19 protein-coding genes are annotated in these 19,341 nt (G+C 70.7%); 14 read left to right on the top strand and 5 right to left on the bottom strand.

All coding sequences use genetic code 11. The annotated features are described in order from the left end of the window. Positions 1 to 168: 168 nt before the first annotated feature. Positions 169 to 1,251, bottom strand: a complete 1,083-nt coding sequence (sepH, locus tag ACYSUO_RS41655; protein ID WP_461781411.1) for a septation protein SepH — start codon at positions 1,249 to 1,251, stop codon at positions 169 to 171. Positions 1,252 to 1,770: 519 nt separating this feature from the next. On the opposite strand from sepH, the gene ACYSUO_RS41650 reads away from it, so the two are divergent. Beyond that, complete coding sequence (locus ACYSUO_RS41650) at positions 1,771 to 3,099, top strand: hypothetical protein (RefSeq protein ID WP_461781410.1); 1,329 nt, start codon at positions 1,771 to 1,773, stop codon at positions 3,097 to 3,099. Between the two features lie 31 nt (positions 3,100 to 3,130). On the opposite strand, the gene ACYSUO_RS41645 is transcribed toward ACYSUO_RS41650, so the two are convergent. Further along, positions 3,131 to 4,489 (bottom strand): D-arabinono-1,4-lactone oxidase, encoded by a 1,359-nt coding sequence (locus tag ACYSUO_RS41645; protein WP_461781409.1) that lies wholly within the window; start codon positions 4,487 to 4,489, stop codon positions 3,131 to 3,133. Then, positions 4,410 to 5,693: an MFS transporter gene (locus tag ACYSUO_RS41640; protein WP_461781408.1), complete on the bottom strand. Its 1,284-nt coding sequence runs from the start codon at positions 5,691 to 5,693 to the stop codon at positions 4,410 to 4,412. The genes ACYSUO_RS41645 and ACYSUO_RS41640 overlap by 80 nt, the downstream gene beginning before the upstream one ends. A gap of 105 nt (positions 5,694 to 5,798) precedes the next feature. Here ACYSUO_RS41640 and ACYSUO_RS41635 point away from each other — a divergent pair, with 105 nt between their 5' ends. Both ACYSUO_RS41635 and ACYSUO_RS41630 read left to right on the top strand, forming a co-directional pair. Continuing rightward, a complete protein-coding gene (locus tag ACYSUO_RS41635; RefSeq protein WP_461781407.1) occupies positions 5,799 to 6,938 on the top strand; it encodes a ferrochelatase in 1,140 nt (379 codons plus the stop codon). A gap of 10 nt (positions 6,939 to 6,948) precedes the next feature. Continuing rightward, positions 6,949 to 7,791, top strand: coding sequence for an inositol monophosphatase family protein (locus ACYSUO_RS41630; protein WP_461781406.1), 843 nt, complete (start codon positions 6,949 to 6,951; stop codon positions 7,789 to 7,791). A gap of 122 nt (positions 7,792 to 7,913) precedes the next feature. On the opposite strand, the gene ACYSUO_RS41625 is transcribed toward ACYSUO_RS41630, so the two are convergent. Further along, complete coding sequence (locus tag ACYSUO_RS41625; protein WP_461781405.1) at positions 7,914 to 8,087, bottom strand: hypothetical protein; 174 nt, start codon at positions 8,085 to 8,087, stop codon at positions 7,914 to 7,916. Between the two features lie 341 nt (positions 8,088 to 8,428). On the opposite strand from ACYSUO_RS41625, the gene ACYSUO_RS41620 reads away from it, so the two are divergent. The 4 genes from ACYSUO_RS41620 (at position 8,429) to ACYSUO_RS41605 (ending at position 12,004) form a co-directional block, all read left to right on the top strand. Beyond that, positions 8,429 to 9,082, top strand: a complete 654-nt coding sequence (locus ACYSUO_RS41620) for a response regulator transcription factor (protein WP_266714992.1) — start codon at positions 8,429 to 8,431, stop codon at positions 9,080 to 9,082. 7 nt (positions 9,083 to 9,089) lie between these two features. Then, on the top strand, positions 9,090 to 10,331 hold the full coding sequence (locus ACYSUO_RS41615) for a sensor histidine kinase (protein ID WP_461781404.1): 1,242 nt from the start codon (positions 9,090 to 9,092) through the stop codon (positions 10,329 to 10,331). A 427-nt stretch (positions 10,332 to 10,758) separates the two neighbouring features. After that, the gene (locus ACYSUO_RS41610) at positions 10,759 to 11,055 is read left to right on the top strand and encodes a DUF4193 domain-containing protein (protein WP_018535993.1); all 297 of its coding nucleotides are present in this window, start codon (positions 10,759 to 10,761) and stop codon (positions 11,053 to 11,055) included. 13 nt (positions 11,056 to 11,068) lie between these two features. Next, positions 11,069 to 12,004 carry a hypothetical protein gene (locus ACYSUO_RS41605; RefSeq protein WP_461781403.1) on the top strand — a complete coding sequence of 312 codons (936 nt, stop codon included), beginning with the start codon at positions 11,069 to 11,071 and terminating at the stop codon, positions 12,002 to 12,004. A 23-nt stretch (positions 12,005 to 12,027) separates the two neighbouring features. Here ACYSUO_RS41605 and ACYSUO_RS41600 read toward each other — a convergent pair whose 3' ends face one another. Then, positions 12,028 to 12,477, bottom strand: a complete 450-nt coding sequence (locus tag ACYSUO_RS41600) for a DUF3093 domain-containing protein (RefSeq protein WP_461781402.1) — start codon at positions 12,475 to 12,477, stop codon at positions 12,028 to 12,030. Positions 12,478 to 12,535: 58 nt separating this feature from the next. On the opposite strand from ACYSUO_RS41600, the gene ACYSUO_RS41595 reads away from it, so the two are divergent. The 7 genes from ACYSUO_RS41595 to ACYSUO_RS41565 all read left to right on the top strand — a co-directional run bounded on the left by ACYSUO_RS41595 (position 12,536) and on the right by ACYSUO_RS41565 (position 19,160). Further along, entirely contained in the window at positions 12,536 to 13,120 is a 585-nt protein-coding gene (locus tag ACYSUO_RS41595; protein ID WP_266714996.1) for a PaaI family thioesterase, read from the top strand. Then, the gene (dut, locus tag ACYSUO_RS41590) at positions 13,117 to 13,680 is read left to right on the top strand and encodes a dUTP diphosphatase (RefSeq protein WP_461781401.1); all 564 of its coding nucleotides are present in this window, start codon (positions 13,117 to 13,119) and stop codon (positions 13,678 to 13,680) included. Before ACYSUO_RS41595 ends, dut begins: the two co-directional genes overlap by 4 nt. Position 13,681: 1 nt before the next feature. Further along, entirely contained in the window at positions 13,682 to 14,446 is a 765-nt protein-coding gene (locus tag ACYSUO_RS41585) for a DUF3710 domain-containing protein (protein WP_461781400.1), read from the top strand. 178 nt (positions 14,447 to 14,624) lie between these two features. After that, positions 14,625 to 17,228: an ATP-binding protein gene (locus ACYSUO_RS41580; protein WP_461781399.1), complete on the top strand. Its 2,604-nt coding sequence runs from the start codon at positions 14,625 to 14,627 to the stop codon at positions 17,226 to 17,228. Next, complete coding sequence (locus ACYSUO_RS41575; RefSeq protein ID WP_267068905.1) at positions 17,225 to 17,908, top strand: response regulator; 684 nt, start codon at positions 17,225 to 17,227, stop codon at positions 17,906 to 17,908. Before ACYSUO_RS41580 ends, ACYSUO_RS41575 begins: the two co-directional genes overlap by 4 nt. A 64-nt stretch (positions 17,909 to 17,972) precedes the next feature. After that, the gene (locus tag ACYSUO_RS41570; RefSeq protein ID WP_461781398.1) at positions 17,973 to 18,383 is read left to right on the top strand and encodes an OB-fold nucleic acid binding domain-containing protein; all 411 of its coding nucleotides are present in this window, start codon (positions 17,973 to 17,975) and stop codon (positions 18,381 to 18,383) included. Positions 18,384 to 18,386: 3 nt separating this feature from the next. Then, positions 18,387 to 19,160, top strand: a complete 774-nt coding sequence (locus ACYSUO_RS41565) for a DUF3159 domain-containing protein (protein WP_461781397.1) — start codon at positions 18,387 to 18,389, stop codon at positions 19,158 to 19,160. Positions 19,161 to 19,341: the final 181 nt, after the last annotated feature.

Below are 19,341 nucleotides of genomic sequence, written 5' to 3'. Positions count from 1 at the left end.
CCTGGTTAAGGGGGTTCCGGGGCCCCCGGGGCCCGCCGCGGCGCCGCCCGGGGGGCCCCGGGGGCGGCACCCCCTGTCCCCGCCCCCCCCCCCGGGGGGCCCGCCCCCCCTCACGGGGGGGGCCCCCCTGTGCGTACAAAAGGTTGCTACTCGTGGTGCAGGAGCCGACTACTCCTGCTTCTTGCGGCGCGTGCCGAAGACGATCTCGTCCCAACTCGGCACGGCTGCGCGGCGACCGGGGCGTACGCCGTCGGCCTCCGCCTGGCGGTCGGTCGTGCCGGTGAGGCGGTCACGGTGGCCGGCGACGGCGCGCGGCATCAGGATGTCCGCGTACGCCGATCCGGCCCCGGCCGAGGCCGCGGGCGCCGCCGGCTCCTCCACCTCGGCGGCCGCGGGTGCCTCCGGCTCCTCCTGTGGCGGCTCGGGAGCCACCGCGGGGCGCTCGGGCACCGCGAGGTCGCCGCGGTAGCTGGGCACGGCCTCCAGGAGGCTGGTCAGCGAATCGCGCTCCGGCGGTGCGGACGAGGCGATCGCCGGCAGCTCGGTCTCCTCGGGCTCCGGCTCCGCGGGCGCCGTCGGCCGCTCGAGCTGCCGGTCCAGGGCGCGATCGAGGGGGCGGTCCCTGGGCAGCCGGGCGATGCGCGGCACGAACGGGAACGTGGGTTCGGGCGTACCGATGTCGTCGGACTCGCCGATCAGCGAGCGCGCCTCGTCGTCCACGGCCTGGACGAGCCTGCGGGGCGGGTCGTACGTCCAGCTCGCCGAGTGCGGTTCGCCCGCGACGCGGTAGACGAGCAGGACTTCCCACGTGCCGTCGTCCCGGCGCCAGGAGTCCCACTGCACCGAGTCCTTGTCGGCGCCGCGCAGCACGAGACGCTCCTGCACCGCTTCGCCCAGCTGGGGCCCGGCGTTCTCGCCGGGGCGGCGCACGGGGGTCTTCCTGGCGCGCTCGGCCATGAAGGCACGCTCCGCGAGCACGGGGCCTTCGAAGCGGCGCACCCGGTCGACCGGGATGCCGGCGAACTGCGCGACCTCCTCGGCGGTCGCGCCTGCCCGTATACGCGCCTGAATGTCGCGCGGGCGGAGGTGGCTCTCCACCTCGATCTCGATCTGGCCGAGGCGCGGACGGTCGCCACGTACGGCGGCCCGGAGGCGCTCGTCGATCGGCAGCGTGTACTCCGTGCTGTCCGCAGCCTTCAGCACCAGCCGTGTGCCGTCGTTAGAGACGGCCACGACACGCAGTTCGGGCATGGGGACCTCCCGGGTGGTGCCTGCCGACGTCACGTGCGTCGCTGCTTCCGCTAGTCGAGTGTGGCCTGCCCGGGTGCAGCCTGCCACAACCTTGCCGAGTTGCCCGGCGTGTCGGGCATGGGCCCGGGGTCGCCGTTATGGCACGGTTACCTATTCGCAACGCTAAGTGACGGACTCCGTCACCCTGTGCAGCGAACCCCCTCCCCACGGTCCTGGCAGGACCCGAGCACCCTGGCGGGAGACCGGACCCAGGGCTCGCAACAGTACTCCATTCGGGCCACTTGCGTGGATCGGCACGCTGTCGAAGTTCTGTCGGGGGGCGGGAGTTGGGGCCGCGGTCCCACGATCCCGGCGGACGATGTGTGGGGTCCGCGTGTTCTGCTTCACGAAATCTCCGGAACCGGAACTGATTCCTCCTCCGATACGTCCTTTCTCTCGTGTCCTAGGGAGTTCGCTTACTCTTGGGAGCTTCGCTGGGGCATGGGTGGTTTTGTCGAGAAAGGCAGGCAAGGTCCGAGAATGGGCAAGAAGCCGGAGATCTCCGAGGACATATCCGAGGACGTGGAGGAAGAGCCCAAGGGGAAGCGGCTGGATCTGAGCGTCCCGCAGGTGGCGGGCAGTGCGGTCGCCGCCGTCGTGGCCGCGAAGCTCGCCTCCGGCCTCGGTGTCTACGGGACGATCCTCGGTGCCGGTGTGGTCAGTGCCCTCGCCACCTGTGGCGGCACGCTCTTCCAGCACTTCTTCCGGCGCACCGGTGAGCAGATACGCGACGTCCGGGTGGTGAAGCCGAAGACCCGGCAGGTGCCGGTGACGGCGGAGGGCAGGCCCGTGCCCCGTACGTTCCGCTCGGACTCCTCGATGGACGCCACGAAGTCCATGGTCACGGGCGCGGAGCCGCCCTCGGCGCGACCGGCCGTGACGGCGCTGCCGACCACCACGACCTGGGGGACGACGCAGACCCCGGCCGCGGACGCCGATGAGACGACGGCGCTGCCGCAGGTCTCCGCGCTCGAGCAGGCCACCGCCATGGAGCGGATCCCCGACCCGGCCACCGAGGGGACCCAACTGCTCGACACGGGCGCCGTGGCCGACCTGCTGCCCGACGAGGACACCGACAAGACGCAGCTGCTGAGCGCCGCGGGTGCCACCGCCGCGACTGCCGCGACCGACCCCGAGAAGACCCAACTGATCAGGCCCGAGGCGGTCGACGAGGCCACGCGGATGCTGCGTGTCCCGGACGTCGATCACGCCGGCGCCGATCATGCCGACGGCGGCGCGGGCCTCGACGACGAGTTCACCGAGGGCACCGTGCACCGTTCGCGCGTCAAGAGCTGGAAGCGGCCATTGATCGCGGCGGCGATCGTGTTCGGCGTCACCATGGGCGGCATCACCACGTACGAACTGGTGTCGGGCCACACCTTCGGCAGCGGTGGCAACGGAACCACCATCGGCGACGCCTTCAAGGGGCGGAACTCCTCGTCCGGCGGCGACACCACTCCGGACACCACCCCGACGCCGTCCGACGGCAGCAGCACCGGCTCGGACACCGGTACGCAGAACAACGACTCCGGCACCACCGTCCCGGACCCGAGCTCCACCCCGACGACGGGTGGAACCGGTAGCTCCGACAGTGGCTCGGACTCCGGTTCGGACAGCGGGTCCTCCGACTCGGGTTCGGACTCGGGCTCCGATTCGGGCTCGGACTCCGGTTCGGACAGCGGGTCCTCCGACTCCGGTTCGGACTCGGGCTCCGACAGCGGTGCGGACTCCGGTTCGGACAGTGGCAGCACCACCGACCCGACCTCCGCCCCCACGCAGGGCTCGGACGTCCAGCAGCAGTCGGAGTGACCCGAGGCACGCCCCTTCGAGGGCTGCCGGGTCAGTCGCCGAGGACCCGCCGCAGATAGGCATTGCCGAACACGCGGTCCGGGTCCAGGCGGTCGCGCAGCGCCGTGAACTCGCCGAAGCGCGGGTACGCGCGCGTGAAGTACTCCGCGTCGCGCGTGTGCATCTTGCCCCAGTGCGGGCGCCCCTCGTGGGCGGTGAGGATCTGCTCGGCCGCGGTGAAGTACCGGTGGTACGGCGTCCCCTTGTACATGTGCACGGCTACGTAGGCGCTGTCGCGGTCGGACGCCGTGGACAGCGCGATGTCGTCGGCCGGGGCGGTGCGGACCTCGACGGGGAAGCTGATCCGCAGGCGTGAGCGGTCGACCATGGACTTCAGCTCGCGCAAGGTGTCCACGAGGGCCGCGCGCGGAACCGCGTACTCCATCTCCACGAAGCGCACGCGGCGCGGCGATGTGAAGACCTTGTAGGGAATGTCCGTGTACGTCCGGGAGGACAGCGCCCGGCTGGAGACCTTGGCGATCGACGGGATCGTGGCGGGCACGGCGCGGCCGATCGAATTGACCACCTGGAACAGGCCGTTGGAGAGCAGCTCGTCCTCGACGAAGCCGCTGAGCCTGGAGACGGGGGCCTCCGGGCCCGCGCTGCGGTTGTTGCGCTTGGTGTTGCAGCTGCCCGTGTGCGGGAACCAGTAGAACTCGAAGTGCTCGTTCTCGGCGTGCAGCTCCTCGAAGTCCGTGAGCACCCGGTCGAGGGGCATCGGCTCCTCGCGCGCGGAGAGCAGGAAGATCGGCTCCACGGCGAAGGTGATCGCCGTGACGATGCCGAGGGCGCCGAGGCCGATGCGGGCGGCGGCGAAGACCTCGGGGTTCTCCTTCTCGGAGCAGGTGAGGAGCTCGCCGCTCGCGGTGACCAGCTCAAGTCCCTTGATCTGCGCGGCGATCGACGCGGAGTCGCGGCCCGTGCCGTGCGTGCCGGTGCTGGTGGCGCCGGAGACCGTCTGCTCCATGATGTCGCCCATGTTCGTGAGCGACAGGCCCTCGCGGGCCAGGGCCATGTTGAGTCGCTTGAGCGGAGTACCGGCCTCGACCGTGACGGTCCCGTTCGACCGGTCAATGCTGCGGATTCCGGTCAACAGTTGAGGGCGTATCAATACTCCGTCGGTCGCGGCCGCCGCCGTGAAGGAGTGGCCCGAGCCGACGGCCTTCACTTTCAGGCCGTCCTCCGCGGCGCTGCGCACCGCCGCTGTCAGCTCCTCGACGGACGCGGGCGTCACCTCGCGCACGGGGCGCGCCGTGACGTTGCCCGCCCAGTTACGCCAGGCTTCGCTGCTCCTCCGCCTGCCCGTCCGTGTGCCCGGCGCGCCCCGCGTACCCCTCGGTGGCCTGCTCATCGGTGCTTCCTCCCCGCTGCGGAACCGGCCGCTTCAGCCGGCGATAGCCCAGGAGCCCGACAAGGACCGCGACGGCGCCGGATACCCCCGGCACCGCGTACCCGGCATCCGCCCCGGCGGCATCGATCACCCAGCCGGCCACGGAGGAGCCGAGCGCGACGCCGACCGAGAGTCCGGTGCTCACCCAGGTCATGCCCTCGGTCAGCTTCGCGCGTGGTACGTGCTGCTCGACGAGGGCCATCGTCGTGATCATCGTCGGTGCGACGGACAGGCCCGCGACGAAGAGCGCCACGGCCAGGAGTGGCAGGTTCCCGACCAGTTGGAGGGGGATCATACTCACGGCCATCGTGACGACACCCAGCAGCCACCTGGGAGCGGGCGCCCCCTTGAAGTGCAGCAGGCCGAACAGCGCGCCCGCGAGGCAGGAGCCGGTCGCGTAGATGGCGAGCACCACGCTCGCCATCGACTTGTGGCCGAGGTCCTCCGCGTAGGCCACCGTGACGACGTCGATCGACCCGAAGATCGCTCCCGTCGCGACGAAGGTCGCCACCAGAACCTGCAAGCCACGCGCGCGGAGCGCCGATCCGGGGCTGTGCTGTTCGCGCGGGTGCGGTACCGGTTCCGTGGCGCGCTGCGACGTCAGCCAGAAGACACCGGCCGCGAGGAAACAGCCCGCCAGGAGAGGCCCCGCCTCCGGGAACCACACCGTGGACAGGCCGATCGAGATGATCGGCCCGAAGACGAAGCACACCTCGTCCAGCACCGACTCGAAGGAGTACGCGGTGTGCAGCTGCCGCGGGACGTCTCCGTAGAGGGCCGCCCACCGTGACCGGATCATGGAGCCGACGCTGGGGACGCAGCCGACGAGCGCCGCGCACGCGAAGAGGGTCCAGTCCGGCGCCGCGTACTTCGCGCACAGCAGGAGACCGGTGACCGCGACGAGCGAGATCACGGTGGCCGGCCGAAGCACCCGGCGCTGCCCGTGCCGGTCGACGAGGCGGGAGATCTGCGGCCCGATCAGCGCGGCCGACAGCGCCACCGTCGCGGACAGGGCCCCCGCGAGCCCGTAGCGCCCGGTCAGCTGGGAGACCATCGTGACGATGCCGATGCCCATCATGGACAGGGGCATACGGCCGAGGAGCCCGGCGGCGGAGAAGCTCTTGGTTCCGGGCAGGGCGAAAATGGCGCGGTAGGGGCTGGGCAACTCGACTCCGGTAAGGCGTAAAAGCGGTGGATACAGCTTACGCGCGCCACGGCCGGGCTACACGCGGTTTTCCGCCTGTCAGTGCCGGGTGGCAGGATCGAAGTCATGCCAGACGCGCACGCTGCCAGCCCCGATGCCCGCCCCTACGACGCCCTCCTGCTGCTCTCGTTCGGAGGCCCGGAGGGCCCCGACGACGTCGTCCCGTTCCTGGAGAACGTGACGCGCGGCCGCGGCATCCCCAAGGAGCGGCTCAAAGAGGTCGGGCAGCACTACTTCCTGTTCGGCGGGGTCAGCCCGATCAACGACCAGAACAGGGCCCTGCTCGACGCCCTGCGCAAGGACTTCGCCGAGCACGGCCTGGAACTGCCGGTCTACTGGGGCAACCGGAACTGGGCGCCGTACCTGACGGACACGCTGCGCGAGATGGTCACCGACGGCCACCGCCGCATCCTCGTCCTCGCCACCAGCGCCTACGCCTCGTACTCGGGCTGCCGCCAGTACCGCGAGAACCTCGCGGAGTCGCTCGCCGCGCTGGAGGCGGAGGGCCTGGAGCTGCCGAGGATCGACAAGCTGCGGCACTACTTCAACCACCCCGGCTTCGTGCGCCCCATGGTCGAGGGCGTCCTGAAGTCCCTCGCCGACCTCCCCGAGGACGTCCGCGCCGGCGCCCACATCGCCTTCACCACGCACTCCATCCCGACCGCGGCGGCCGACACCTCCGGGCGGACCGAGGAGCACGGCGACGGGGGCGCGTACGTGAAGCAGCACCTGGAAGTCGCACAGCTCATCGCCGACGCGGTGCGCGAGGAGACCGGCGTCGCCCACCCCTGGCAGCTCGTCTACCAGTCGCGCTCCGGCGCCCCGCACATCCCCTGGCTGGAGCCCGACATCTGCGACCACCTGGAGGAGCGCCACGCCGCGGGCGTCCCGGCCGTCGTCATGGCGCCCATCGGCTTCGTCTCGGACCACATGGAGGTCCTCTACGACCTCGACACCGAGGCCGAGGCGAAGGCCGCGGAGCTGGGCCTTCCGGTGCGCCGTTCCGCCACCGTGGGGGCCGACCCGCGCTTCGCCGCCGCCGTACGGGAGTTGACCCTGGAGCGGGCCGCGACCGAGAGCGGCAGGAACGTCACGCCTTGCGCGCTGGGCGCGCTCGGCGCGAGCCACGACCTGTGTCCCGTGGGCTGCTGCCCCGCGCGCACCCCCAAGCCGGCCGCCGCCGGCGCCGACAGCCCGTACGCGTAAGGACTCCCACGTGACCGATCCCAAGGCCTCCGAGGCCGACCGCACCGCCGACGACCTCGCGTCCCTCAAGGCGGAACTGCTCGAGATCGCCCTGGAGGCGGCGGCCCGGGCCGGTGTGTTCCTGCGCGACGGCAGGCCCGAGGACCTCGGCGTCGCCGCCACCAAGACGAGCGCCGTCGACGTCGTCACCGAGATGGACATCGCCTCCGAGAAGCTGATCACGGACTACCTGGCCGAGCGCCGCCCCGACGACGGAGTGCTCGGGGAGGAGGGTGCCTCCACGGAGGGCACCAGCGGCGTCCACTGGGTGATCGACCCCATTGACGGCACCGTCAACTACCTTTACGGGCGCCCCGATTGGTCCGTCTCCATCGCGGCCCGCAAGGACGGCGAGACCATCGTCGGCGTCGTCGCCGCCCCGATGCGCGCCGAGACCTACCGCGCCGTCCTCGGCCAGGGCGCCTTCGTGAACGACCGACCCGCGCGCGTGCGCGTGGCGCCGCCCCTCGAACAGGCCCTGGTCGGCACCGGCTTCGGCTACCTGGAGGCGCGCCGCGCCCGCCAGGCCGAGGTGCTGGGGCAGCTGGTGCCGCGCGTTCGCGACATCCGGCGCGGCGGCTCGGCCGCCATCGACCTGTGCGACGTGGCGCTCGGCCGCATGGACGCGTACTACGAACGCGGCCTGAACCCCTGGGACTTCGCGGCCGGCGACCTCATCGCGCGCGAGGCGGGCGCCCTCACCGGCGGCCGACCCGGGGAACCGCTCTCGCCGGAGCTGACCGTCGCGGCGCCTCCCGGCGTCTTCGAGCCGCTTCAGAACTGGCTGGAAGAACTCGGCGCCTGGCACGACTGACCGTCCCGGTTCACGGCACACGAGCCCACGGCGGACAAGCCCGCGGAACACGAGTTCACGGCACACGAAAGGGCCCCGGCGCCCGCCTGGATCGACCAGGCGCCGGGGCCCTCGTACGTGCGTCAGACGCTCGCGGCGTGAACCTCCACGCCGTGCTCGGCGGCGAGGCGGCGGAGGTCGTCCAGCTCGCCCTGCTCGACCTCGGCAAGGAAGTCGTCACCGGTCTCGCGCGCCCGCGACAGGTCGGTCTCGGCCGCCTTAATGCGCTGCAGAAGTCCTGCGGTGAATGCGTCCATGGTTGCGCCCCCTCGTCCTGGGTCGTGGGTCGATGGCACGGGGGTGTGCCCTTGGAAGGGGCGATCACGTCCCCGAGCCGTCCCTGGAGGAGAGCGGTCTCGGCAGCGGCTCGTGGCATGCCACATACAAAGCGTGATCGCGGATGTACAGCCGTCCTCCCCAGGGTCCCTTCCGGAGAAACCTCGACCCACGCAGAAAATCCCGCATTCCCCGGGCCGCCCGTCCGTCTTACAGCCGGTTTATGGCCGAAAGGGGCAGGATGGTGGCCACAGCCCCACACCTGCCCTGCCCGCGCGCCCGAGAAGCGCGCAGGTGGGCGACCAGAGGAAGGACAAGCGACGTGCGCGTACTCGTCGTCGAGGACGAGCAACTGCTCGCCGATGCGGTGGCCACCGGACTCCGCCGGGAGGCCATGGCCGTCGACGTCGTGTACGACGGTGCGGCCGCCCTGGAGCGCATCGGCGTCAACGACTATGACGTGGTCGTCCTCGACCGCGATCTCCCGCTTGTGCACGGCGACGACGTCGCCCGCAAGCTCGTCGAGCTGGGCATGCCCACCCGCATCCTCATGCTGACCGCTTCCGGCGACGTCAGCGACCGCGTGGAGGGCCTGGAGATCGGGGCGGACGACTACCTCCCCAAGCCCTTCGCGTTCAGCGAGCTGACGGCCCGTGTACGGGCCCTCGGGCGGCGTACGAGCATGCCGCTGCCGCCCGTGCTGGAGCGCGCCGGGATCAAGCTCGACCCGAACCGCCGCGAGGTGTTCCGGGACGGCAAGGAGATCCAGCTCGCTCCCAAGGAGTTCGCCGTCCTGGAGGTGCTGCTGCGCAGCGAGGGTGCCGTCGTCTCGGCCGAGCAGCTTCTTGAGAAGGCCTGGGACGAGAACACGGACCCGTTCACGAACGTCGTGCGGGTCACCGTGATGACCCTGCGCCGCAAGCTGGGCGAGCCCGCCGTCATCGTCACCGTGCCCGGCTCGGGCTACCGGATCTGATCCCTAGATGGCCGCCGCACCCGCGCCACCCTCTCCGGCGCCACCGAAACCGACATGGAAGCCCGGGACGAAGGCGGAGCCGCCCTTCCCCTGGCTCCGCCCGACCATCCGGATACGGCTCACGCTGCTGTATGGCGGGATGTTCCTGATCGCGGGCATCCTGCTGCTCTCGATCATCTACCTCCTGGCCGCGCAGGCCCTCGACGTGGGCGGCGATCTGCCGTTCAAGGTCACCGACGGGCATGTCATCAGCACCAGCTGCAACTTCCCGTCGGGGAACATCTCGGCGAGCGAGCTGAACGACCTGATGAACGGCTGCGTCAACAAGCAGCGCCAGCACGCTCTGGACGTACTCCTCAGCCGCTCCCTGATGGCCCTGATGGGTCTCGCCGTCATCGCCTTCGCCTTCGGCTACGCCATGGCGGGCCGCGTCCTGTCCCCGCTCGGCCGGATCACGCGCACCGCGCGCCGGGTCGCCGGCACGGACCTGACGCGCCGCATCGAGCTGGACGGACCGGACGACGAGCTGAAGGAGCTGTCGGACACCTTCGACGAGATGCTGGACCGCCTGGAGCGCGCCTTCACGGCCCAGCAGCGCTTCGTCGGCAACGCCTCCCATGAGCTGCGTACACCGCTCGCGATCAACCGCACGCTCCTGGAGGTGCACCTCTCCGATCCGGGCGCCCCTGTGGAGCTCCAGCAGCTCGGCAAGACGCTGCTCGCCACGAACGAGCGCAGTGAGCAGCTCGTGGAGGGCCTGCTGCTGCTCGCCCGCAGCGACAACCAGATCGTCGAGCGCAAGCCCGTGGACCTGGCGGAGGTCGCCTCGCAGGCGATCGACCAGGCCAGGGCCGAGGCCGACGAGAAGAACGTGGAGATCCGCGGAGAGTGCAAGGAAGCGGTGATCCAGGGCAACGGTGTGCTCCTGGAGCGCATCGCCCTGAACCTCGTGCAGAACGCCGTTCGCTACAACATCCCCGAAGGGGGATGGGTGCAGGTGGACACGGAGGCCCAGCACGGCCAGGCGGTCCTGGTGGTCGCGAACACGGGCCCGGTGGTCCCCGCGTACGAGATCGACAATCTCTTCGAGCCGTTCCGGCGGCTGCGTACCGAGCGCACCGGCAGCGACAAGGGCGTGGGCCTCGGGCTCTCCATCGCCCGGTCGGTCGCGCGCGCCCACGGTGGCCGCATCACCGCCGAGCCACGCGAGGGGGGTGGGCTCGTGATGCGGGTCACCCTGCCGATCTAGGCCGGTTCGACGTGCGTGCGGCCGATGGATCTGGCATGCTTCCGCCGACGCGCTGGGGGAGTTCGCTTTTGGCTGAATTTTCCGGACCTGCGCCGGAGATCGTCGTGTGTGATCGATCACATGGGCGTTTTTTCGGCCGTCCACTCTCCGTGATCGCAAAAGCCGTGTGAAAGCCGGGAAAGTCCGGGTTTTCGGGCGCCTTGATCACGGGAAGTACACGGGGTGGCGCCCGTGCAGTGCGGCAATCGGACCGTGTACGGTCCCGTTCGCCACCCAAGACGATCACTCGTGAGGGGTCCAGTTGGGTGTCGATTGAGTAACAGACCTTGATGTGAGGCAAAATCTCCGCCTCAGGTCGGGCACAAGTCCGGCCTCTCATGCGTTACGGCGCTTGAGACACCGCAGACACCCAGAGGGGGAGAGCGACATGGCAACGGATTACGACACCCCACGCAAGACCGATGACGACCTCAACGAAGACAGCATTGAGGAACTGAAGTCTCGGCGTAACGACAAGTCGGCTTCGAACGTCGACGTGGACGAGTTCGAGGCGGCGGAGGGCCTGGAGCTTCCGGGCGCCGACCTCTCGAACGAGGAGCTGGCCGTCCGTGTCCTGCCCAAGCAGCAGGACGAGTTCACCTGCATGAGCTGCTTCCTGGTGCACCACCGCAGCCAGCTCGCGCGGGAGAAGAACGGGCAGCCCATCTGCCGCGACTGCGACTGAGGACGGGTCGGGCATGACCAGCTCGACCCCGCCCTGGAAGCGCCGCTCCCGCAACAAGAAGGTCAGCGGGACGGCTCAAGGCCCGTCAGAGGCCGTGCGTGACGACGAGCGAGGCTCTTTCCCAGGAGCACCCGGTGCAGCACCTGGTGCCCCCGGAGAAGACGCCTCGCTCGAATCGGCGGACGACCACGAGTCGACGGGCGACCTGCCGGTGGCCCCAGCAGCCGGCGGCGACGGTGCGCGCAGAGGCGGCGCCGTCGCGAGAGGCGCCAGAACAGCCAGAACGGGGCTGGCCAAGAGCGGCGCGGCCGCCAAGGCCTCGATCGGCCGTCTCGCCGATCTCATCATCGAGAACGCGCCGCGGGTTCCCGTGCGGGACCTGGCGACCCTCCGCAAGCAGTTCCCGGGTCTCGACCCCGAACAGCTCGCGGACAAGCTGGTCACGGGCGCGACCGCCGCCACATCCACCGTGGGCGCGGGAGTCGGCATCGCCGCGATGCTGCCCGTTCCGCCCGCGATGCCGACCGAACTGGCCGCGGAGGTGACCGGTGTGGCCGCGATCGAGCTGAAGCTGATCGCCGAGCTGCACGAGGTCTACGGACTGCGGCCGCAAGGGAACCTGAAGGGCCGCAGCGGCGCCTATCTGACCGCGTGGACGGAAGAGCGCGGCATCGACGTGACGAAGCCGACTACGGTCAACGCGGCGCTCGGCGTACAGATGAAGCGTGAGCTTCGACAGCAGATCATGAAGCGGATGGTGCGGAACCTTCCGAGCCTGACCCCGTTCATGATCGGCGCGGCCGTGGGGGCGTTCATGAACCGGCGCGACACCAGGAAACTGGCCGACCGGGTACGCCAGGACCTGCGGCGGCACCAAGTGCCCTGGGAGGCGCTGACCGAACAGCCGCCCCTGGAGGAGCCGCCCGACGCCCTGGAGATCGGGGCCTGATCCCGCCCTCGTTCAGGCGCAGTTCAGGCGCGGCGCAGAGCCTTTGCCAAAGCTTCAGGTTCGCGCGTCGACACGTAGACGTACGGCGTCGGATCCGACGGATCGGTGATCTCCGCCCGCACCGCGGTCGTGACATAGCTGCGCAGCAGCATGAAGGCGCGCGGATCGGCCTTGTACGTGCGCCACGCGCGGGCCTCCTCCGCGTCCAGGACGTGCACCTCGCCGAGGGCGGACAGCGGGATCTTCGCGTCGCCCGCGACCAGCGAGTCGGCGACGACGCGCACCCGGGCCGAGCCGTACGAACTGGTGATCACGGCCGCGATGAGCAGGCCCCCGACGAAGCCTCCGAGCAGCGGCAACGTGCCGAAGGGCAGCAGGATGATGGCGCCGACGACACCCACCATGAACGTGATGAGCCACCACGAGCGGGGCGCGGTGAGTCGTTCGTCGTAGGGCGTCGTCGAGGTCTCCATGGGCTCAAGCTTGGCACGATGCGTGGAGTGATAGGACGCGCGGGTAAGGTCTGCGGCTGTGAGTGGTACTTCTGCAGCTCTGACGCCCCCTGCCGACGCCATAGCCCCGGTGCGGCACCCCGACGCGCCCGCCCCCGGCGAGCTCCTCGGCGCGCACTACGGACACTGTTTCGGCTGTGGCGGCGAGCAGCCGCACGGGCTGCACCTGGAGGCGCGGGCCGGTGAAGGTGTCACCGTCACCGCCGAGTTCACCGTGCGCCCCGCGCATCAGGGCGCGCCGGGTCTTGCGCACGGCGGGGTCCTCGCGACCGCGCTCGACGAGACGCTCGGCTCCCTGAACTGGCTGCTCCAGGCCATCGCCGTCACCGGCCGCCTGGAGACCGACTTCGTGCGGCCCGTTCCCGTGGACACGGTGCTGTTCCTGTCCGCCGAGGTGACGGCCGTCGCGGGCCGCAAGATCTACTCGACCGCGACCGGCCGGATCGGTGGCCCCGACGGGCCCGTGGCCGTGCGCGCCGACGCCCTCTTCATCGAGGTCAAGGTCGACCACTTCATCGAGAACGGCCGCCCGGAGGAGATCGAGGCGGCCATGAGCGACCCCGACCAGGTCAGGCGCGCCCGCGCCTTCGAGGTGAACCCGTGAGCAATTTCCCTGGCGGTCCCGGCCGCGAACTCGGCGTGCTCGTGCGGCGCGTCGACCCCGATGTGCCGCTGCCTTCGTACGAGCACCCCGGTGACGCCGGAGCCGATCTGCGGACCACCGAGCGTTGCGAACTCGCGCCCGGTGAGCGGGTCGTTCTGCCCACCGGTGTGTCGGTCGCCCTGCCCGAGGGGTACGCGGCCTTCGTGCACCCCAGATCCGGCCTCGCAGCGCGCTGCGGCGTGGCTCTGGTGAATGCCCCAGGGACGGTGGATGCCGGGTACCGTGGGGAGATCAAGGTGATCGTGGTGAATCTCGACCCGCGCGAGAGCGTGCGGTTCGAGCGCTTCGACCGGATTGCCCAACTGGTGGTCCAGCAGGTCGAGAGGGTCCGCTTCCAGGAGGTCGCGGAGCTTCCCGAATCGGTGCGGGCCGAAGGGGGCTTCGGGTCGACCGGCGGGCACGCTGCCGTGGGTGGCCCGACCGTTGCCGGCAGCGGCGCGGACGGTCAAAAGGGTGGGAATCGATACGCTTCGGTCGTATCCGACCGGGAAGGACAGTGACGTGTTCGGACGTCGTAACAAGAACGGCGCCGCCGAGGATGCGGCCGGCGAGGCCGAGCAGGTCGTCGACAGCGTCGGCAGCGTGGACACGGACGAGCAGGAGTCGGACCGCGTCCGGCTCGAGCCCGAGCCCCGTCCCGACGGTCCCTGGGACGCCTCCGAGGTCCGCGAGCCCGGCGAGGGCCGGGTGGACCTGGGCGGAGTCTTCGTCCCGGGCGTGGAGGGCATGGAGCTGCGTGTGGAGGTCGCGGGCGACGCGATCGTCGCGGCGACCGTCGTCCTCCAGGACAGCGCGATCCAGCTGCAGGCCTTCGCCGCCCCCAAGAAGGAGGGCATCTGGGGCGAGGTCCGCGAGGAGATCGCCTCCGGCATCACCCAGCAGGGTGGTGTGATCGACGAGGTCGAGGGTCCGCTCGGCTGGGAGCTGCGGGCCCAGGTGCCGGTGCAGCTGCCGGACGGCACGGGCGGTTTCCAGGTCGTGCGCTTCATCGGCGTGGACGGCCCGCGCTGGTTCCTGCGCGGCGTGATCTCGGGCCAGGGCGCCGTGCAGCCGCAGGCGGCCGGCCTCCTGGAGCAGATCTTCCGCGACACCGTCGTGGTGCGCGGCGAGGGTCCGATGGCCCCGCGCGACCCGATCGTCCTGAAGCTCCCCGACGACGCGCAGATGGTCGCCGAGAGCTCCCAGGGCGAGGGCCAGGAGGCCTCGCGCTTCTCCGGTGGCATGGGCCAGCTCCAGCGGGGCCCGGAGATCACCGAGGTCCGCTGAGGCGCTCACACCGTCGTACGAGGCCGGGGCCGCGCATCCTTCGAGGGTGCGCGGCCCCGGCCTCGTGCATCAGGGTTGCGTCAAGGCCACCCGCCCGGCCGCCGTCCGCCCCATTTGCGCAGATCGCAGGCCGTAGGCTCGACGCTGCGTGGAGCAGTCACGGGAAGACGATGAGGCCATGGGACGCGGGACGCGCGGGAAACTACGGATCTACCTCGGCAGTGCACCGGGCGTCGGCAAGACGTACGCGATGCTGTCCGAGGCGCACCGCCGGGTCGAGCGGGGCACGGACTGCGTGGTGGCGTTCGTCGAGCACCACGACCGGCCGCGCACCGAGGTGATGCTGCACGGCCTGGAGCAGATCCCGCGCAAGGAGCTCGCGTACCGGGGGACGGTCTTCCATGAGATGGACGTGGACGCCGTGCTGCTGCGCGCTCCGGCCGTCGCCCTCGTCGACGAACTGGCCCACACGAACGTGCCGGGCTCGCGCAACGCCAAGCGCTGGCAGGACGTCGAGGAACTGCTTGGTGCGGGCATCGACGTCATATCGACCGTCAACATCCAGCATCTTGAGTCACTCGGCGATGTGGTTGATTCGATCACTGGTGTACGTCAACGGGAGACGGTCCCCGACGAAGTCGTCCGCCGTGCCGACCAGATCGAACTCGTCGACATGTCGCCCCAGTCGCTGCGTCGCCGCATGGCCCACGGCAACATCTACAAGCCCGACAAGGTCGACGCGGCACTCTCCAACTACTTCCGCCCCGGAAACCTCACCGCGCTACGGGAGTTGGCGCTCCTGTGGGTCGCCGACCGGGCCGACGAGTACCTCCAGGAGTACCGGGGCGAGCACAACATCCGCTCCACGTGGCAGGCCCGCGAGCGCATCGTCGTCGGCCTGACCGGAGGCCCCGAGGGTCGTACGTTGATCAGGCGCGCGGCGCGGCTCGCCGAGAAGGGCGCGGGCGGCGAGGTGCTCGCGGTCTACATCGCCCGCAGCGACGGCCTCACCGCCGCCTCGCCCAAGGAGCTGGCCGTCCAGCGCACCCTGGTCGAGGACCTGGGCGGCACGTTCCACCACGTCATCGGCGACGACATCCCCGCCGCCCTCCTGGAGTTCGCCCGCGGCGTCAACGCCACCCAGATCGTCCTCGGCTCCTCGCGGCGCAAGACCTGGCAGTACATGTTCGGCCCCGGCGTCGGCGCGACCGTCGCCCGCGAGTCCGGGCCCGACCTCGACGTGCACATCGTCACGCACGACGAGGTGGCCAAGGGGCGCGGACTGCCCGTCGCCCGCGGCGCCCGGCTCGGCCGGTCCCGGATCGTGTGGGGCTGGCTCACCGGCATCGGCGGCCCCGCGCTGCTCGCCCTGGTCCTCACGCACGCCCACAGCGACCTCGGCCTCGCCAACGACATGCTGCTGTTCCTGTCGCTGACGGTCGCCGCAGCCCTGGTCGGCGGACTGCTTCCGGCGCTGGCCTCTGCGGCCTTCGGCTCACTGCTGCTCAACTACTTCTTCACGCCGCCGCTGCACCTGTGGACCGTCGCCGACCCCCGCAACATCGTCGCCATCGTGATCTTCGTGGGCGTCGCGGTGTCCGTGGCCTCGGTCGTGGACCTCGCGGCGCGCCGCACCCACCAGGCCGCCCGGCTGCGCGCCGAGTCCGAGATCCTCGCCTTCCTGGCGGGCAGCGTGCTGCGCGGCGACACCAGCCTGGAGGCGCTGCTCGAACGCGTACGGGAGACCTTCGCGATGGAGTCCGTCGCCCTCCTGGAGCGGGAGGGCGACACCGCGCCGTGGACCTGCGCGGCGAGCGTCGGCGCGCAGTCCCTCGGCCGGCCCGAGGACGCCGATGTCGACATGCCGGTCGGGGACCACCTGGCGCTCGCCCTGACCGGGCGCGTGCTGCCCGCGGAGGACCGGCGCGTGCTCGCCGCGTTCGCCGCGCAGGCCGCCGTCGTGCTCGACCGCCAGCGCCTGAAGTCCGAGGCCGACCAGGCGCGCACCCTCGCCGAGGGCAACCGCATCCGTACGGCCCTGCTGGCCGCCGTCTCGCACGATCTGCGCACGCCGCTCGCGGGCATCAAGGCGTCGGTGTCCTCGCTGCGCTCCGAGGACGTCGACTGGTCGCCCGAGGACCAGGCGGAGCTGCTCGCCGGGATCGAGGAGGGCGCCGACCGGCTCGACCATCTCGTCGGGAACCTGCTCGACATGTCCCGCCTGCAGACCGGCACCGTCACCCCGCTCATCCGCGAGATCGACCTCGACGAGGTCGTGCCGATGGCACTGGTCGGCGTGCCGGACCCGGATCTCAACGTCGACCTGGACGTGCCCGAGACGCTGCCCATGGTCAGCGTCGACAAGGGGCTCCTGGAGCGGGCCGTCGCCAACGTCGTCGAGAACGCGGTCAAGTACAGCCCGCCCGACAAACCCGTCCTCGTCTCCGCGAGCACGCTCGGCGACCGCGTCGAGCTGCGCGTCGTGGACCGCGGGCCGGGAGTCCCGGACGAGGCCAAGGACCGGATTTTCGCGCCCTTCCAGCGCTACGGTGACGCTCCGCGCGGCGCCGGTGTGGGCCTCGGGCTCGCCGTGGCGCGCGGCTTCACGGAGGCCATGGGAGGCACGCTCGGCGCGGAGGACACTCCAGGAGGCGGGCTCACCATGGTCCTGACCCTGCGGGCCGCGACCCGCACCACCCCGGACACGGCCCCGGAGGCCGTACGGACAGCCGGACAAGCAGCCGGACAGGCAGCTGGACCCCAGAGAGGCAGGCACGCATGACCCGGGTGCTCGTGGTCGACGACGAGCCGCAGATCGTGCGCGCCCTCGTCATCAACCTAAAGGCGCGCAAGTACGAGGTGGACGCCGCCGCGGACGGGGCGCAGGCGCTGCAGCTCGCCGCCGCCCGCCACCCCGACGTGATCGTCCTCGACCTGGGCCTGCCCGACATGGACGGCGTCGAGGTGATCAAGGGGCTGCGCGGCTGGACCCGCGTACCGATCCTCGTGCTGTCCGCGCGGCATTCGTCCGACGAGAAGGTCGAGGCGCTCGACGCGGGCGCCGACGACTACGTGACCAAGCCCTTCGGCATGGACGAGCTCCTCGCCCGGCTGCGGGCGGCCGTGCGGCGGGCCGAACCCACGGGCGGAACCGAGGACGAGGGGATCGTCGAGACCGCGGACTTCACGGTCGACATGGCCGCGAAAAAGGTCAACCGGGGCGGGCACGACGTACGGCTGACCCCCACCGAATGGCATCTCCTGGAGGTCCTGGTGCGCAACACGGGCCGCCTGGTCAGCCAGAAGCAGCTGCTGCAGGAGGTGTGGGGGCCCTCGTACGGGACGGAGACCAACTACCTGCGGGTGTACATGGCGCAGCTGCGGCGCAAGTTGGAGACCGATCCCTCGCATCCGCGGCACTTCGTCACGGAACCGGGGATGGGGTACCGATTCGAGCGGTGAGGCCCGCGAAAGCGGGTACACCAGCGAGTACGACCCTGTCACAGGGCCCAGGTACGCTTCCAGTATGAGTGCTGTTCCGCGTTCCGACAGGACGTCCGAGAAGCCGGCGGGCCGGTTCCGGCGCATGCTCGACAGGCTGTCCAGTTCCCAGGAGGACCTGGAGTCGGAGGAGCTGCGCGAGGACTCGGAGACCACCGGCTGCACACGCATCGGCGACTGTTCGGACCGACAAATGGTCACCGTTACTGGTACGTTGCGCACGGTAACCCTGCGACCACGCGCCGGAGTCCCCGCGCTGGAGGCGGAGTTGTTCGACGGCTCGGCCGCGGTGGACGTGGTGTGGCTCGGCAGGCGCTCGATCGTCGGCATCGAGCCGGGGCGCAAACTCATAGCTTCGGGACGGATCTCGATGAGTCGGGGCCGTAGGGTGCTGTTCAATCCGAAGTACGAACTCAGACCGCTCGGACGGGAGTAGCCGGTGACGTCCCTCGACAAGCCGACCGATCGTGAACCCGGAGTCGACCAAGGCGCCGTGACGGACAAGTCCGTGACCGAGGCCGCGCTCTTCGAGGCCTTCGGCGGCGTGCGGGGCATGGTGGAGACCGTCCTGCCCGGCCTCCTCTTCGTGAGCATCTTCACGGTCAACAAGGACCTGCACATGTCGGCCATCGCGGCCCTCGCGGTGTCCCTGGTCCTCGTTGTCGTGCGCCTCGTCATGAAGGACACCGTCAAGCACGCCTTCAGCGGCGTCTTCGGCGTCGCCTTCGGTGTTGTCTTCGCGATGATGACGGGCAACGCCAAGGACTTCTATCTGCCGGGCATGCTCTACACGTTGGGGCTTGCGCTCGCGTACATCGTCACGACGCTGTGCGGGGTGCCGTTGATCGGGCTGATCCTCGGGCCCGTGTTCAAGGAGAACCTCTCCTGGCGCACCCGCAACCCCGGCCGCAAGAAGGCGTACGCCAAGGCGAGTTGGGCCTGGGGCCTGATCCTTCTGGCCAAGTGCGCGATTCTGTTCCCGCTGTACTGGTGGGGCGACACGACCCAATTCGGCTGGGTGCTCGTCGCGTTGAAGATCCCGCCGTTCCTGCTGGCGGTGTGGCTCACGTGGGTGTTCCTGGCGAAGGCGCCCGCGCCCATCGACGTGTTCGCGGAGATGGAGGAGAAGGAGCGGCAGGAGAAGGCCGAACGCGAGGAGGCTCAGGCCGCTGGTGCCGAGCACGGGCGGGCGCGGCATCGCCGCGAGGTCTGACCCTCGTACGACCTGAGAACGCCCCGAGAACGTCCCGCGAACGACAAGGAGGCGGGGCCCCGCCCCCGCCCGGGGGGGGCGCCCCGGGGGGTGGGGGAGTGGCGGGCGGTGGGGCGGGGGGCCCCCCCCCCCCCCCCCCGGCGGCCCCCCCGACGCCGCCCCCGGCCCCCCCCCCGCCCCC

The organism is Streptomyces sp. UC4497, assembly GCF_054871485.1.
This window is presented reverse-complemented; position numbering and strand designations above follow the sequence as displayed.

What these genes read in the sequence shown, in the direction of transcription:
- sepH (WP_461781411.1), bottom strand. Translation starts at nt 1,251, where the DNA reads ATGCCCGAACTGCGTGTCGTGGCCGTCTCTAACGACGGCACACGGCTG.
- ACYSUO_RS41650 (WP_461781410.1), top strand. Translation starts at nt 1,771, where the DNA reads ATGGGCAAGAAGCCGGAGATCTCCGAGGACATATCCGAGGACGTGGAG.
- ACYSUO_RS41645 (WP_461781409.1), bottom strand. Translation starts at nt 4,489, where the DNA reads ATGAGCAGGCCACCGAGGGGTACGCGGGGCGCGCCGGGCACACGGACG.
- ACYSUO_RS41635 (WP_461781407.1), top strand. Translation starts at nt 5,799, where the DNA reads ATGCCAGACGCGCACGCTGCCAGCCCCGATGCCCGCCCCTACGACGCC.
- ACYSUO_RS41625 (WP_461781405.1), bottom strand. Translation starts at nt 8,087, where the DNA reads ATGGACGCATTCACCGCAGGACTTCTGCAGCGCATTAAGGCGGCCGAG.
- ACYSUO_RS41615 (WP_461781404.1), top strand. Translation starts at nt 9,090, where the DNA reads ATGGCCGCCGCACCCGCGCCACCCTCTCCGGCGCCACCGAAACCGACA.
- ACYSUO_RS41610 (WP_018535993.1), top strand. Translation starts at nt 10,759, where the DNA reads ATGGCAACGGATTACGACACCCCACGCAAGACCGATGACGACCTCAAC.
- ACYSUO_RS41605 (WP_461781403.1), top strand. Translation starts at nt 11,069, where the DNA reads ATGACCAGCTCGACCCCGCCCTGGAAGCGCCGCTCCCGCAACAAGAAG.
- ACYSUO_RS41600 (WP_461781402.1), bottom strand. Translation starts at nt 12,477, where the DNA reads ATGGAGACCTCGACGACGCCCTACGACGAACGACTCACCGCGCCCCGC.
- ACYSUO_RS41580 (WP_461781399.1), top strand. Translation starts at nt 14,625, where the DNA reads ATGGGACGCGGGACGCGCGGGAAACTACGGATCTACCTCGGCAGTGCA.
- ACYSUO_RS41575 (WP_267068905.1), top strand. Translation starts at nt 17,225, where the DNA reads ATGACCCGGGTGCTCGTGGTCGACGACGAGCCGCAGATCGTGCGCGCC.
- ACYSUO_RS41570 (WP_461781398.1), top strand. Translation starts at nt 17,973, where the DNA reads ATGAGTGCTGTTCCGCGTTCCGACAGGACGTCCGAGAAGCCGGCGGGC.